Source organism: Paraburkholderia sp. A1RI_3L, assembly GCF_048957895.1.
Lineage (GTDB): Bacteria > Pseudomonadota > Gammaproteobacteria > Burkholderiales > Burkholderiaceae > Paraburkholderia > Paraburkholderia kururiensis.
Genome location: NZ_JARCHA010000001.1, coordinates 997,883 through 1,012,673, shown reverse-complemented (window position 1 = coordinate 1,012,673; position 14,791 = coordinate 997,883). Strand labels below are relative to the sequence as shown.

Below are 14,791 nucleotides of genomic sequence, written 5' to 3'. Positions count from 1 at the left end.
TCAAGAACTCCATGACACACGCTCACCAAGCTACCCTGCTCGTCGAACTGCTGACCGAAGAGCTGCCGCCGAAGGCCCTCGCGCGCCTTGGCGACGCGTTCGCCGAAGGCATTGCGCAGCGCCTCGCCGCGCGTGACCTGATCGAAGGCGAACTGTCGTTCGAACGCTATGCCACGCCGCGGCGCCTCGCCGTCGTCGTGAAGAACGTGCGCAGCGTCGCGCCCGAAAAGCGCGTGCGCGAGAAAGTGCTGCCCGTCTCCGTCGCGCTCGATGCGAACGGCCAGCCCACCGCGCCGCTCGCGAAGAAGCTCGCGGCGCTCGGCTTTCCCGACTTCCCCGTCGCGGAACTCGAACGCGCCACGGACGGCAAGAACGAAGCGTTCTTCCTCAACTACTCGGCCCCGGGCGCGACGCTCGCCGAGGGGCTGCAAGCCGTGCTGGACGAAGCGCTCGCCATCTCGAAGCTGCCCATTCCGAAGGTCATGACGTACCAGCGCCCGGACGGCAGCAACATCCAGTTCGTGCGGCCCGTGCATCGGCTCACGGTGCTGCATGGCGCGGACGTCGTGCCCGTCACCGCATTCGGTGTGGACGCAGGCGACACCACGCGCGGCCACCGCTTTCTCTCGGAAGGGCTCGTCGCCATTCCGAATGCGGACGCCTACGCGCAAACGCTGCTGCACAAGGGTCACGTTGTGGCGAGCTTCGCCGACCGCAAGGAAACCATCCGCACGCACCTGCTCGCGCAGGCGAACGGCGACCAGGTGGTGATGCCCGAAGCGCTGCTCGACGAAGTGACAGCGCTCGTCGAATGGCCGGTGGTCTACGCCTGCCGCTTCGAGGACGAATTCCTGCAGGTGCCGCAGGAATGTTTGATCCTCACCATGCAGACGAACCAGAAATACTTCGCGCTCACCGACGCCGCGGGCAAGCTGCGCTCGCGCTTTCTCATCGTCTCGAACATCGAAACGAAGACGCCGGACGACATCGTGGAAGGCAACGAGCGCGTGGTGCGTCCGCGCCTCGCCGACGCCAAGTTCTTCTTCGAGCACGACAAGAAGAAGCGCCTCTCGGACCGCGTTCCGCTGCTCGCGAACGTCGTGTATCACAACAAGCTCGGCTCGCAGCTGCAGCGCGTGGAGCGGCTGGAAGGCCTTGCCGGCACGATCGCGCAGATGATGGGCGCCGACATCGCGCTCGCCACGCTCGGCGCGCGGCTCGCCAAGGCGGACCTGCTCACCGACATGGTGGGCGAGTTCCCCGAGCTGCAAGGCACGATGGGCACGTACTACGCGCGCCACGACGGCGAGCCGGAAGAAGTGGCGCTTGCGTGCAGCGAGCACTACCAGCCGCGCTTCTCCGGCGACGCGCTGCCCGCCACCACCACGGGCACCGTGGTCGCGCTCGCGGACAAGCTCGAAACGCTCGTGGGCATCTGGGGCGTCGGGCTTCAGCCCACGGGCGAGAAAGACCCGTTCGCGCTGCGCCGTCACGCGCTCGGCGTGCTGCGCATTCTCGTGGAAAAGCAGTTGCCGCTCGATATCGTCGCGCTGCTGCGCGCCGCTTACGCGCAGTTCGCCGCGGTACCGAACGTAGCCGATTCGACGGACGCCCTCTACGCGTTCTTCATGGACCGCCTGCGCGGCCTGCTGCGCGAGCGCGGCTACGCGGCGAGCGAAATCGACGCCGTGCTGGCGCTCAATCCCACGCGGCTCGACGACGTCGTCGCGCGCCTCGATGCGGTGCGCGAATTCGCGGCCCTGGCCGAAGCGGCATCGCTTGCAGCGGCGAACAAGCGCATCTCGAACATCTTGAAGAAGTCCGAAAGCGGCGCAGCCGGTGGCGTGCAAACCGCGCTCCTCGTGGAAGCTGCGGAAAAGGCGTTGCACGCGCAGCTCGAACAGGTGGCCCCGCGCGTGCAGTCGCAGCTGGCCGAGCGGCAGTACACGGGCGCGCTCACCGCGCTTGCCGCGCTGCGCGAGCCGGTGGACACGTTCTTCAACGACGTCATGGTGAACGCCGAAGACGCGGCGCTGCGCGCGAATCGCCTCGCCCTGCTCGGCGCGCTGCACCAGCAGATGAACTGCGTGGCAGACATTTCGCGGCTCGCCGCCTGAGCCTGCCATGCCGACCAGTGCCAGCAGAAAGCTCGTCATTCTCGACCGCGACGGCGTAATCAACCTCGACTCGGACGCCTTCATCAAGTCGCCCGACGAATGGGTCGCCATTCCGGGCAGCCTCGAAGCCATCGCACGCCTGAACCAGGCGGGCTATCGCGTGGCGGTGGCGTCGAACCAGTCGGGCATCGGCCGCGGCCTCTTCGACATGGCGGCGCTCAACGCGATGCATCTCAAGATGCACCGCATGGCCGCCGCGGTGGGCGGCCGTATCGACGCCGTGTTCTTCTGCCCGCACACGGCCGAAGACCAGTGCGAATGCCGCAAGCCGAAGCCGGGCATGCTGAAGATGATTGCCGAGCGCTTCGAGATCAGCCCGGAAGACACGCCGGTGGTCGGCGACGCGCTGCGCGACTTGCAGGCCGGCGCCATACTCGGCTTTCAGCTGCATCTCGTGCGCACCGGCAAGGGTACGAAGACGCTCGCCAGTGGGGGGCTGCCCGAAGGCACGAAGGTCCATGACGACCTGCGCGCCTTCGCGCTCGACTTTCTTTCGAGCCGACACGAGTAACGCCGTCAGCGCCGCGCTAGCCGCTTGCGGTTTGCCAGTGGAAGCTGGACGCCTGTTTGCAGGATCACACCCATGCTTTTTGTCCGTTCCCTGTTGCTGCTCGTGTACTTCGCCGTGTTCACGGTGCCGTACGCGACCGCCTGCTTCATCGCCTTCCCATTCATGCGCGCCGACCGGCGCTACTGGATGGCCGTGGGCTGGTGCCGTACGACGATCTTCGTCACGCGCTGGCTCAACGGCATCCGCTATCGCGTGCAGGGCATGGAAAACCTGCCGGACGGCCCGGCGGTGCTGCTTTCAAAGCACCAGTCCGCATGGGAGACGGTTGCGTTTCCCGCCGTGATGCCGCGGCCGCTCTGCTACGTGTTCAAGCGCGAACTGCTCTACGTGCCGTTCTTCGGCTGGGCGCTGGGCATGCTGAAGATGGTTCACATCGATCGCAAGGAAGGCAAGCACGCGTTCGATTCCGTCACGCGCCAGGGCAAGCAGCGGATGAGCGAAGGCGCGTGGGTGATCATGTTCCCCGAAGGCACGCGCACGCCGGTGGGCAAGCAGGGCAAGTACAAGACCGGCGGCGCGCGCTTTGCGATTGCGACCGGCGCGCCCGTGGTGCCCATCGCGCACAACGCAGGGCGCGTGTGGCCTCGCAACTCGTTTTATAAATATCCGGGTATAGTCACGGTGTCGATCGGCCAACCCATTGATACTGCAGGGCTAACGGCCGACGAAGTGAATACGCGCGTGGAAGCATGGATCGAAGCCGAGATGCGCCGCATCGATCCTGCCGCGTACAACGTGACGGACGCTTCGCCCGCCACCACTGCCCGGATCTGACGCGCCACCCCTGTGCGTTCGCGCCTCGCCGCGAGGCGCGCATGACGCGCAAATTGCGAGCGTTTCGCCCAAGCCGAATTCGATGCACAAGCCTCCCAGGCCGCGGCACGCCGCGGCGCTCGACAGCCGGCAACTCGACCTGCCGCTCTTTCCCGAGCCGGTTCAGGTGCCGCTCACGCCGCAGTCGCTTGCGCCGCTCACGTCGGTCAAGCCGCTCGCGCCAACGTCCCCTGCCTCTGCCCTTGACCCGTTGACGCCAGCACCGGCTACACCGCCGCGCGCGCCGGACGGCACGAAGCTGCGCGCGCTCACGCTCGGTGCGAAGACGCTGCACTACCGGCTCAAGCGCTCCTCGCGCCGCTCCATCGGCTTCACGATCGACGGCACGGGGCTCACCATCACGGCGCCGCGCTGGGTGACGCTCGCGGACATCGAAGCGGCCATCGCAGGCAAGGAACGCTGGATTTTCGCGAAGCTTTCGGAATGGCAGACTCGCACGGAACAGCGCGCGCTGCCTCAGGTGGAATGGAAAGACGGCGCCGAGGTGCCCTATCTCGGCAAGCCTGTCAGCGTGACGCTCGCCGCGCCACACGGCACGCTCGCATTCGATGAAGCGGCGAGAGCGCTCGCACTGCCGCTGCCGCTGCACGCGGACCCGCAGCAGATCAAAGACCGCGTGCAGGGCTGGCTGCAGAACGAGGCGAAGCGGCTCTTCGGCGAGCGGCTCGAGGTCTATGCGGACAAGTTGGGGGTGACGTACCGCGCGTATGCGCTGTCGTCGGCGGCGACGCGCTGGGGCAGTTGCTCGAGCGACGGACGCATCCGCCTCAACTGGCGGCTCATCCACTTCCCGCTCTCGGTCATCGACTACGTCGTCGCGCACGAACTCTCGCATCTGCGCGAGATGAACCACAGCCCGCGCTTCTGGCAGACCGTGGAGTCGATCTTTCCCGAGTTCCGCGAAGCGCGGGAGGCGCTGCGCCAGCACCCGCCCGAGCTGCTGCCGGTGATGTGAGTTACTTCTTTTTCTGGATGAACTCGATCTTGTAGCCGTCCGGGTCCGTGACGAACGCGATCACGGTCGTGCCGTGCTTCATCGGACCCGCTTCGCGCACCACCGTGCCACCCTGCGCCTTGATCTTCTCGCACGCGGCGTAGGCGTCTTCCACTTCAACGGCGAGGTGGCCAAAGCCGCCGCCCAGATCGTACGACCCGGTGTCCCAGTTGTGGGTTAATTCGATGACGGTGCCGTCGCGTTCATCGGTGTAGCCGACGAACGCGAGCGTGAATTTGCCTTCGGGATAATCTTCGCGGCGCAGCAGTTTCATGCCGAGCAGCTCTGTGTAGAACTTGATCGAGCGGTCGAGATTGCCGACCCGGATCATCGTGTGCAGCAAGCGCATCGCGTACTCCGTTTTGCCTTCGTGAAAACGCGCAGGTTACCAAAAATGCGCACTGCCTGCCGCCGGCGCTCCACGCGTGAACGCGCCAGTTTGCGCCGCGCTGCAGCTCCCGGCGCATTACGCGTTCTTACGGCCACTTGCCGCGTCTTGCGCGCGAAATCCGCGGTTCTGCGATGATTCAATCCCGTGCGGCGGGCAAGCATCAGGAGGCGGTATGGATCACCTTGAGTCATTGCGAATCTTCTGCGCCGTCGTGGACGCGAGAAGCTTCACGCGCGCAGCGCAAGCAATGGGACTGTCGACGCCGGCGGTCTCGCGGTCGATATCGGACCTCGAAGAGCGGCTCGGCGTGCGCCTCTTTCACCGCACCACGCGGCATATCGCCCTCACCGAAGCAGCCGAACATTTCTACACCGGCTGCTCGCGCGTGATCAACGAACTCGATGCGCTGGAAGCCGACGCAGGCCAGCACAGCCGCGACCCCTCGGGCGTGCTGCGGCTCGTCGCGCACGCTACCGCGGCCGTGCAGCTATTGCCTGCGCTCATCAACGGGTTTCGCGTCGCCTGTCCGAACGTGCAGGTCGAACTCACCCTGGCCGAGCGCCCCGTGGATCTGGTGGAGGAAGGCTACGACCTTGGCATCGTGCTGCCCTACATGCTGACGAGCGACCAGACCATTACGCGCGTCATCAATCGCATTCCGCTCGTGGTCGCGGCTTCCGCCGAGTACATGAAAGGCCGCGAAGCGCCGAAGACACCCGAAGACCTCGCGATGCTCGACTTCGTCACCATGCTCACGTCGATTCGCGAGCCGAAGCTGCGCTTTCGCAGCTGCGCGTCTCATGCGAGAGATGCATCCGCTGATGATGGCCACGCGAAACACGAGATCGTCGTGCCGCTGCGATACGACATCTCGACGAACAGTGCGGCGTTCAACAAGGAACTGGTTTTGGGCGGCGCGGGATTGGGCATACTGCCGCGCTCGATGATCGAGCGCGAACTCGCGAACGGCCGGCTGGTGCGAATCCTGCCCGAGTTCGAACTCGTGGACAGCGAGATCGAGCTACAGCTTGCGTGGCGCGACCGCCGGCTCATGGCGGCGAAGGTGCGAGCCTTCGTGGATTTCGCGACCACGTTCTTCACCGCGCCGCCTGCGCCTGCCGCCTCGCCGGCATTGACGCCTCCCCGCAAGCGCAGTCGCACGAGCACCGCGCAGCAGATCTGAGCAGGCTGCACTACCATACGGACGCATGTGCATGCATATGCACAACTCATACGCCGTGCGGCTTTGGTATCCCACCTGATGCATGGCGACGCGGATTTCCGCAAGCAACCTGCAAGGAGACTCGAAGCATGCGAATTCTGGTCGTGGGCGCCGGCGGTGTCGGCGGATATTTTGGGGCGCGTATGGCGCATGCCGGGCGCGACGTCACGTTCCTCGTGCGGCCGCAGCGCGCCGAAGAACTGCGCCGCGCGGGCCTCGTCGTGCGCAGCCGGTACGGCGATCTCACGCTGCGCGACGTGAAGACGGTGGTGAAGGGCGACCTGCGCGAGCCGTTCGACCTGATCCTGCTCAGCTGCAAAGCCTACGATCTGGCAGACGCCATCGACTCGTTCCAGGCCGCGGTAGGCCCCTCCACCGTGATCCTGCCGCTCCTGAACGGCATGCAGCACGTCGACGAACTGCAACGCCGCTTCGGCACCTCCAAGGTGATGGGCGGCCTGTGCCTGATCGCGGCCACATTGAACGCCGAACGCGAAATCGTGCATCTCAACGACATGCAGGCCATCGTGTTCGGCGAGCTGGCGGGCGGCGTATCCGAACGCGCGCAGGCCGTAGCCGAAGCGATGGGCAACGCCGGTTTCGACGTCACCGCAAGCGCGAACATCGTCCAGGAGCTGTGGGAAAAGTGGGTGTTTCTCGCGACGCTCGCCGGCATTACGTGCCTCTTCCGGGCCTCGATCGGCGAAATTCTGGCGACGCCGGACGGCGAGCGTGCCATCGCGAATCTGTTTGCCGAGTGCTCGGCCGTTGCGGCCCACAACGGCTACGCGGTGCGGCCCGAATTCAACGCGCGGATGCGCGCGATCCTGTTTGCGGCCGGCTCGCCGCTCACGGCCTCGATGCTGCGCGATCTTCAGGCAGGCTCGCGCATCGAAGCAGACCACGTGCTCGGCGACCTGATCCGTCGCGGCGACGATCGCCAGCGAGACGACGCGGCGCTCTCCGTACTGCGGCTCGCTTACAGCCATCTGAAAGCCTACGAAGTGCGCCGCGCGGCGCAGCCGCAGGCGGGAGCCGCATCATGAGCAAAGCCCCGTCCTACGACGCCTGCAACTGCTTCGCGCTGCGCCAGGCCTCGCGCTACGTCACGCAGATCTACGAGCGGCATCTGGCGCCCTCGGGTCTCTCGGCCGCGCAGTTCGCGATTCTCGCGCGCCTCTCGCGCAAGCCGGGCTCCACCATGCTCGCCCTCGCCGAGGCCATGGTGATGGACCGCACGACCCTCGTGCGCGCGCTGAAGCCGCTGCAACGCGACGGCCTCGCGGCCGCGGAGCCTTCCGACGAAGACGCGCGTGCGCTGGTCTACACCCTCACCGCGAAAGGCGCCCGCGTATTCGAGAAGGCGTGTGTGGCCTGGCGCGCAGCACAAACCGAGTTCGAGCAACATTTCGGACGCGAGCGGGCCAAGGCGCTGCGCGGCGAACTGTTCGACATCACGCAGGCGATGGCGCATCGATAAGCGGCGTCCGCTCGACGGGCGCAAGCAGCAGCGACCGTACGCGGAAACCACGCGATGCACCGCAGCAAGCACATGCGACGCGTGGGGTCATGGTCCCTGCGAGCGTGGCCTTTTTGCTATCGTGAGGCTCCTTTTCCTTGCCGGAACGATCACGCATGAGCACCGCCGCGCTGCCGGCCCGCCGTCCGCTGGACGGCTTCGCCACGATACTGATGATCGTGCTGTGCGCGATCTGGGGCTTTCAGCAGGTCGCCATCAAGAGCACGAATGTGGTGCTCCCGCCTCTTTTCCAGGCGGGGCTGCGCTCGGCCATGGCCACGCTGCTCGTGTGGGGCTGGGCCCGCATGCGCGGCACACCGCTCTTTCGCGACGACGGCACGCTGGGCGCAGGCCTGCTCGCGGGCGTGCTGTTTGCCACGGAGTTCGTCTGCATCTTCGTCGGTCTCTCGCTCACCAGCGCCTCGCGCATGGCCGTGTTTCTGTACACGGCGCCGTGCTTCACGGCGCTCGGACTGCATTGGTTCGTGGGGGGTGAAAAGCTGCGCCGCACGCAGTGGACGGGCATCGGCGTGGCGTTCGCAGGCATGGCTCTCGCCTTCGCCGACGGCTTCGCGCGCCACGCGCCCGCCGGCGCCGCGGACAGCACGCATTCGATGCTGGCCGGCGTGGCCGGGGACGCGCTCGGCGTGCTCGCCGGCATCGCCTGGGCTGCTACGACAGTGGTGGTGCGTGCAACGAAGCTCGCGCATACAAGCGCGAGCAAGACGCTCTTCTATCAGCTCGCAGTATCGGCAGTGGTGTTGCTCGGACTGGCGGCCGGCGTCGGCCAGGCGCGCTTCGAGGCCATCGCATCGATCACGCCGCTCACGCTCGCGAGCCTCGCGTATCAGGCGGTGATCGTGGCCTTCGTGAGCTATCTGCTCTGGTTCTGGCTGCTCACGCGCTATATGGCGTCGCGGCTTTCCGTCTTCTCGTTTCTCACGCCGCTTTTCGGCGTGACCTTCGGCGTGCTGCTGCTCGGCGAATCGTTCAGTTCGCGCTTTCTCGTGGCCGCGGCCATGGTGCTCGCGGGCATCGCGCTGGTCAACGCGCCGGCTCGCCGCGAGGCGTCCTAGCCGCGCCGCTCACTGCCTGCGCAACGCGCACGTATTCCTCCACCGGCACGTCTTCGGCGCGCCGCGCAAGATCGAACCCCAGCGCGTCGAAATCCACGCGGTCGCGGAATGCGCCCAGCGTGTTGCGCAGCATCTTGCGCCGCTGCGAGAACGCGGCGGTCACCACTTCGCCCAGCACGCGTTCATCGACGTCCGGCAGTTCGTGCGGCGCGTACGGAATCATGCGCACGATCGCGGAATCCACCTTCGGCGGCGGCTGGAACGATTCGGGCGGCACGTCCAGCATCTTTTCGATCGCGTAGCGGTACTGCAGCATCACGCTGAGCCGGCTGAACGCCTTGCTGCCGGGCTGCGCGACCATCCGCTCCACCACCTCGTTCTGCAGCATGAAGTGCTGGTCGATCACGCAATGCGCGAACGTGGTGAGGTGAAACAGCAGCGGACTCGAAATGTTGTACGGCAGGTTGCCGACGATGCGCAGCGTCGGCTTGTCGCCCGGCGCGGCAAGCGAGCCGAAGTCGAATTCGAGCGCGTCGCCCGCATGCAGCGCGAGCCGCTCGCCGAACTTCTTTTTCAGGCGGTCGATCAGATCGCGGTCCAGTTCGACCGCATGCAGCGGTTGCTCCGGCGTGGCCACGCACTCGACGAGCGGCTCCGTGAGCGCGCCCAGCCCCGGCCCGATTTCCACCATGCGCTCGCCGCGTTGCGGGCGAATCAATCGGACGATGGCGTCGATCACGCCCATGTCGACCAGAAAGTTCTGCCCGAAACGCTTGCGCGCGAAATGGCCCTGGTGCTGTCGGCTGGTGGACATCGATGGAGAAACCGGAAAAGAGTGAAAGCGAAGCGCCGTTACCCGTTACGTATCAGGTATCAGGCCGCGCGACGGTGCCGCGCCATGGAAACCGCGGCGTCCACCGCGGCGATCATGCTGCCCGCGTCCGCGCGGCCCGTGCCGGCCAGATCGAGTGCGGTGCCGTGATCGACTGAGGTCCGCACGATCGGCAAGCCGAGCGTGACATTGATGCCCTCGCCGAAGGTCGCGTACTTGAGCACCGGCAAGCCCTGGTCGTGGAACATGGCGAGCACGCAGTCGGCGTCCTTCAGGTAACGCGGCTGGAACAGCGTGTCGGCAGGGTACGGACCGCGGGCGTCGATACCCTCGGCGCACGCGGCATTCAGCGCCGGGGAGATCACGTCGATTTCCTCGCGCCCCAGGTAGCCGTTCTCGCCCGCGTGCGGGTTGAGTCCCGTCACGAGAATGCGCGGCAGCGGCACGCCGAAATGACGGCGCAAGTCGCTGTTGACGATACGCAGCGTCTCGACCAGACCTTCGACGGTGAGCGCGGCGGAGACGTCCTTGAGCGGCAGATGCGTGGTGGCGAGCGCCACGCGCAGCGGCCGCTGGCCCGTGCCCGCGAGCATCATGACCACGCGCGGCGTGTGAGTGCGCTCGGCGAGATATTCGGTGTGGCCGGTGAATGGCACACCGGCGTCGTTGATCGTGCTTTTTTGCAGCGGCGCCGTGACGATGGCGTCGAACGTGCCGGCCATCGCGCCGTCGATGGCGGTATCGAGCAGCGTCAGCACGTAGCGGCCGTTGGCGGCATCGAGCTTGCCCGCCTCGGACGGCGCTACGAGCGGCACGTGCTGCACGCGAACCCGCCCGCTTGCCACGAGCGATGCCCAGTCCACGCCCACGGCTCGCGCGCGCTGCGCCAGCAACTGCGCGTCGCCGATCACCACGAACTGCGCGTCCGGCCAGTGCGCCGCCGCGCCCGCGAGTGCCGCCGCCGTCAGCTCGGGGCCGACGCCGGCAGGCTCGCCGGTCGTGATGGCGATTTGCAGCGGCGCTTGCGCAGCGCCGGCTGTAGGCGAGGAAGTGGAGGCGGCGGTCATGGCGTGGAGTGGACGACGGAAGTGACCGTCTATTGTAGGGACGGCGTGCCGACCTTGTAGTCCACGTAGGCGCTGTCGCGCAGCTGGCGCAGCCAGTCGGCGTAGGCCTGCTCCGCCTTGCGCTGGCCGATGGCCTGGCGCGCGAGGTCGATCTGCTGTGCAACCGAGCCCTGCGCTTCGCGGCGGCCCAGCACCTGGATCAGGTGGTAGCCGTACTCCGTGCGCACCGGCTCGCTCACCTGGCCGTCCTGCAGCGAATTCATGGCGCGCTCGAATTCAGGCACCGTCTCGCCCGGGCTGATCCAGCCCAGATCGCCGCCCTGCGAAGACGAGCCGTCTTGCGAGTAGGTGCGCGCGAACTTGGCGAAATCGCCGCCCGCCAGCACTTCACGGCGAATATCGAGCAGCTTCTGGCGCGCCTGCGGTTCCGACATGCCGTCGCCCACGCGCAGCAGGATGTGGCGCACGTGGGTCTGCGTGAGATGCGAGGCGTCCGCCGAAGGCGCGCCCTGGCCCGAGCGGCGCTCCATCAGGCGCACGATTTCGAAACCGTCGCCCGTGCGGATCACCGACGGATTCACCTGGCCCGGACGCAGCGTGGAAGCCGCCGTCACGAATTCGGCCGGCAGCTTCGAGGTGGGCTGAAAGCCCATGTCGCCGCCCTTGCCGGCATCGCTTGCCTGCGAATCGGACTTCGCGAGCTTTTCGAAACTGGCGCCGCCCAGCGCCTGTTGCAGCAGCGCCTGCGCCTTCTGCTGCGCGGCTTCGATCTCGGTTTGCGGCGCGTTCTGCGGTGCCTTGAGCAGGATGTGCTCGAAGCGCAGATCGCTCGTGAGACCGGCGTTCGGCCCGCGCTGGCTCGCGATGTAGTTCGCGACCTCGCCGTCCGAAACGGTGATCTTGCTGTCCACTTCCTTCTCGCGCAGCTTCGAGAGCGTGAGTTCGGTGCGGGCGTCGTTCGTGAACGTGCTCCAGTTCACGCCTTCGGCCTCGATCCGCGCGCGGTAGGTCGCGAGATCCATGTTGTTGGCCTGGGCGAGGCGTGCGAGCGTGCGCTGCACGGTGGCGTCGTCGATCACGATGCCGTCTTCCTTCGCCTTCTGCAGCTGGATGCGTTCGAGCACCATCTGGTTGAGCACCTGGAGGCGCAGCTGGTCCGTGGGCGGCACGGGCGCGCCCTGCTGCGTGAGACGCCGCGCGACGAGACCCGCCCGTTCGTCGAGCTCGCGCTGCGTGATGACCCCGTCGTTGACCACTGCCGCAATCGTATCGGCCACCTGGCCGCTGCTCGCGGCGCTCAGTGCCTGGGCACTCGCCGGCGCGGCCGGCAGGAAATACGCCGCAGCGGCGAAAGTTGCAGCCCATGCTGCGAGGCGAAGCTTTTTCATGATTCCCACAGATACTCCAAAGATGGCGGGCCGCTTCGCCCGTCTACTCGCGTTCGATGACGCATTGCCCACGCATTGTCGTGCCTGCTGCGCCGCAGTCATGTGTCATTCGTAGTTGGTGAAACGTGAATCGGGCGGCGGAGCCGGCGGCAGCGGCGTGTAACCGGCCACGCCCGCGCGGAACGCTGCAACGAGGCCGTTGTCGACATTCGACAGCCCCTTGAGCGTGAGCTGCGCCAGAAAGCGCGTGCCGGTAGTCTGGCTGCCCGTGGTGTTCACGCCGTTCGCGTAGCGCTGGATACCCACGCCGAGTACCCAGCAGTCCGCGTCGTACTGCATGCCGACGAGGCCGTCCACGATCCGGTGCCCGCCCAGGTCGTAATTGAAGCGGGCCACACCGTACACACGGTGCGAGAGCGGCCATTGCCCCGAAATCAGAATCTGGTTGATCGGCTCGTTGGTGAGCGTCGTGTTCTGGCGCGTGTAGCGATAGGCGACGTTCACGACACGCGAGGTGCCCGGACTGAAGCCGAAACCCACGCTCGCCTTCGTCAGCTGATTGTTGTCGGCATTATATTGGAACGCCGTTTCCGAAGCGAAACCGGCCCCCAGCTTGAGCGCCGCGCCGAGAATCAGGTCCGAATGCGTCGTGGCTTCCGACGTGGTCTGCCCCGGCAGCAACGTGACGCGCTGGTCGCGGAAGTAGTACTGCTGCGCGATCACGAAGCGCGCGCGCTCGTCGCCCGTGGCCGGGTTGAGAAAGCGCGTGGTGAGCGCAGCGGTGATGCGGTTCGCGTCGGCGATGCGGTCGTTGCCGACGAACGTGTTCGGCGTGAAGATTTCCGCGAGCCCGAAGTCCGATTCGGCGGTGTCGAAGAGCGGCGCGAAATTCTGGTTGTGATACGGCGTGTAGACGTAATAGAGCCGCGGCTCCAGCGTCTGGATGTAGTCCTCGCCGAACACGCGCACCGAGCGGTCGAAGATCAGCCCGCTGTCGAAGCTGAACGTAGGCACCTGCTCGGTGAAGTCCTTCGGCTGTCCCACGGGCGAACCCGTACCGATATTGCTCAGGTTGTACGACGCAAAGTGCCACTGCACCTTCGGCGTGACGAAGTACCCAGGCCCCACGACCGAGTACGACACGTACGGGTTGAAGACGATACGGTCGCCCTGGGTCGCATCCTGCGTCGTGATGCGAAAGCGCGAGTAGTCGGCTTCCGCACCGAAGTCGAAGCCGCCCACGTTGTACTTCGCGTACTTCACGTTGAGCTCGGGCTCGCGGCCGTACGGCGGCGCCGAAGGCGCGAGCGTCTGCCAGTGCTGCCAGCGCGCGAGCACCGACCACGGCCCGTTGTTGTACGTGAGCCCCGCTTCCTGTTGATACGTGGTCTGCAGCCCGTTGATGAACTGCGTGGACGTGGACGACAGGTCTTCCGGATACGTGTTGTCCGAGACCTTGTTGTAGTACACGTACCCGCCGAACCCGCCGCCGAAGTTCTGGTTGTGCTGGATGTACAGCGCGTAGCGGTTGGTCTTCGTGATCGCGTCGTTCGGCAGGAATTCGCCTGTGATCTGGCCGGTATAGTTGGGCGACAGATAACGGTAGTTGACCTGCGTGAGCACGCCGCGCTTCGAGATGATGCGCGGGGTGATCGTGGCATCGCGGTTCGGCGCGATGTTGAAGTAGTACGGCACCGAAAGCTCGAAACCGTTGTTCGAGCTGAGCGAGAACGTGGGCGGCAACAGGCCGCTGCGCCGGTCGCCGGAAAGCGGGAACGACAGCCACGGGCTCGCAAAGATGGGCACGCCCTGGAAGAACAGCACGCCGTTGTGGGCTACGCCTTCGTCGGCGCCGGTATCGAAGTCGAATTCGGTGCCCTTGATGTACCAGGCCGGGTCCGACTCGCAGCGGCACGCCGTGTACGTACCCTTCGTGAACACCGATCGCTCGTTGTCGATCAGCTCCACGCGTTCCGCGCTGCCCGAGCCGCCCGTCAACGTGAAGTGGTACTTCGGCGCGGTCATGAAGCCTTCGCTCGACTCCACCTTGAGGTGCGCCTCGGGGCCGACGAACGTGTTGCCGTTCTGGGTGATGCGGACGTGGCCGTACGCGTCGGCCATGTCGGTGTCTTCGTCGTAGTGGAGCGCGTCGGCCTTGACGATGGCCGTGTTGTGACGCACTTCGGCCGAACCCTTCGCGGCGATGTCCTGATTGGCCGTGCCCGTCGTGCTGTCGCCCAGCACGAAGGTGGCCGGACGCTGGCCGGATGCCACCGGATGCTCTTCGAGCTGGGGCGCGAGACGCAGGCTCCACGGGCCGTCGAGCGGCTGCGGCTGCGCGGCGTCCCCGGCGAGCTGGGCGTGCGCGAACACGGGCACGAAACCCGGCACGGCCACGAGCGCCGCGATGAGCCGCCTTTTGCCCGGCACGCAGTCGTCACTGGAAGAGTTCGTCTGGAAAAACTGTCTGGGCGGCATGTAAGGTTTTGGCGGATCGGCCCGGCCGCGCGCCCTTCGGATCACGATCAGCCGCCTCGCGCAATCGAACCGTCGAACCGTGACAGTTGGAGTGCACAACCATTAACAATTCATCGGGCAATCGCTCAATCGCACGGCGATGAAGGTATGAAGCGGGCGGGCGAACCGTTTGTTCGGGGCTTTGGCGCGAGTCGCGTCAAAAAAGTCGTGGGGTATTATATGGCAATACGTTGTCCCCTCCC

General features: G+C 66.2%; 13 protein-coding genes. 8 read left to right on the top strand and 5 right to left on the bottom strand.

Going from position 1 to position 14,791, the window contains the following annotated elements; translation table 11 throughout:
* The first annotated feature begins 11 nt into the window (after positions 1-11).
* The 4 genes from glyS to PXJ20_RS04720 all read left to right on the top strand — a co-directional run bounded on the left by glyS (position 12) and on the right by PXJ20_RS04720 (position 4,537).
* On the top strand, positions 12-2,117 hold the full coding sequence (glyS, locus tag PXJ20_RS04735) for a glycine--tRNA ligase subunit beta (protein ID WP_421030279.1): 2,106 nt from the start codon (positions 12-14) through the stop codon (positions 2,115-2,117).
* A 7-nt stretch (positions 2,118-2,124) separates the two neighbouring features.
* Positions 2,125-2,688 (top strand): D-glycero-beta-D-manno-heptose 1,7-bisphosphate 7-phosphatase, encoded by a 564-nt coding sequence (gmhB, locus tag PXJ20_RS04730; RefSeq protein ID WP_421030278.1) that lies wholly within the window; start codon positions 2,125-2,127, stop codon positions 2,686-2,688.
* Positions 2,689-2,760: 72 nt separating this feature from the next.
* The gene (locus tag PXJ20_RS04725; RefSeq protein ID WP_017772720.1) at positions 2,761-3,522 is read left to right on the top strand and encodes a lysophospholipid acyltransferase family protein; all 762 of its coding nucleotides are present in this window, start codon (positions 2,761-2,763) and stop codon (positions 3,520-3,522) included.
* An 82-nt stretch (positions 3,523-3,604) separates the two neighbouring features.
* Positions 3,605-4,537 (top strand): M48 family metallopeptidase, encoded by a 933-nt coding sequence (locus tag PXJ20_RS04720; protein ID WP_126877619.1) that lies wholly within the window; start codon positions 3,605-3,607, stop codon positions 4,535-4,537.
* Between the two features lies 1 nt (position 4,538).
* On the opposite strand, the gene gloA is transcribed toward PXJ20_RS04720, so the two are convergent.
* The gene (gene gloA / locus PXJ20_RS04715) at positions 4,539-4,925 is read right to left on the bottom strand and encodes a lactoylglutathione lyase (RefSeq protein WP_017772718.1); all 387 of its coding nucleotides are present in this window, start codon (positions 4,923-4,925) and stop codon (positions 4,539-4,541) included.
* A gap of 214 nt (positions 4,926-5,139) precedes the next feature.
* Here gloA and PXJ20_RS04710 point away from each other — a divergent pair, with 214 nt between their 5' ends.
* From PXJ20_RS04710 to PXJ20_RS04695, 4 genes are all read left to right on the top strand, one after another.
* Complete coding sequence (locus PXJ20_RS04710) at positions 5,140-6,150, top strand: LysR family transcriptional regulator (protein WP_413213041.1); 1,011 nt, start codon at positions 5,140-5,142, stop codon at positions 6,148-6,150.
* A gap of 128 nt (positions 6,151-6,278) precedes the next feature.
* A complete protein-coding gene (gene panE / locus PXJ20_RS04705; protein ID WP_421030277.1) occupies positions 6,279-7,235 on the top strand; it encodes a 2-dehydropantoate 2-reductase in 957 nt (318 codons plus the stop codon).
* Positions 7,232-7,669, top strand: a complete 438-nt coding sequence (locus PXJ20_RS04700; RefSeq protein ID WP_017772715.1) for a MarR family winged helix-turn-helix transcriptional regulator — start codon at positions 7,232-7,234, stop codon at positions 7,667-7,669. Before panE ends, PXJ20_RS04700 begins: the two co-directional genes overlap by 4 nt.
* Before the next feature lie 155 nt (positions 7,670-7,824).
* Complete coding sequence (locus PXJ20_RS04695; protein ID WP_421030276.1) at positions 7,825-8,784, top strand: DMT family transporter; 960 nt, start codon at positions 7,825-7,827, stop codon at positions 8,782-8,784.
* Here PXJ20_RS04695 and rsmA read toward each other — a convergent pair.
* The 4 genes from rsmA to PXJ20_RS04675 form a co-directional block, all read right to left on the bottom strand.
* Positions 8,753-9,598 carry a 16S rRNA (adenine(1518)-N(6)/adenine(1519)-N(6))-dimethyltransferase RsmA gene (rsmA, locus tag PXJ20_RS04690; RefSeq protein ID WP_277597289.1) on the bottom strand — a complete coding sequence of 282 codons (846 nt, stop codon included), beginning with the start codon at positions 9,596-9,598 and terminating at the stop codon, positions 8,753-8,755. The two genes, PXJ20_RS04695 and rsmA, sit on opposite strands and share 32 nt — an antisense overlap.
* Before the next feature lie 59 nt (positions 9,599-9,657).
* A complete protein-coding gene (pdxA, locus tag PXJ20_RS04685; RefSeq protein ID WP_017772712.1) occupies positions 9,658-10,683 on the bottom strand; it encodes a 4-hydroxythreonine-4-phosphate dehydrogenase PdxA in 1,026 nt (341 codons plus the stop codon).
* A gap of 29 nt (positions 10,684-10,712) precedes the next feature.
* Positions 10,713-12,071, bottom strand: coding sequence for a peptidylprolyl isomerase (locus PXJ20_RS04680; RefSeq protein ID WP_413213039.1), 1,359 nt, complete (start codon positions 12,069-12,071; stop codon positions 10,713-10,715).
* A 105-nt stretch (positions 12,072-12,176) separates the two neighbouring features.
* A complete protein-coding gene (locus tag PXJ20_RS04675) occupies positions 12,177-14,549 on the bottom strand; it encodes an LPS-assembly protein LptD (protein WP_421030275.1) in 2,373 nt (790 codons plus the stop codon).
* Between the last annotated feature and the right edge of the window lie 242 nt (positions 14,550-14,791).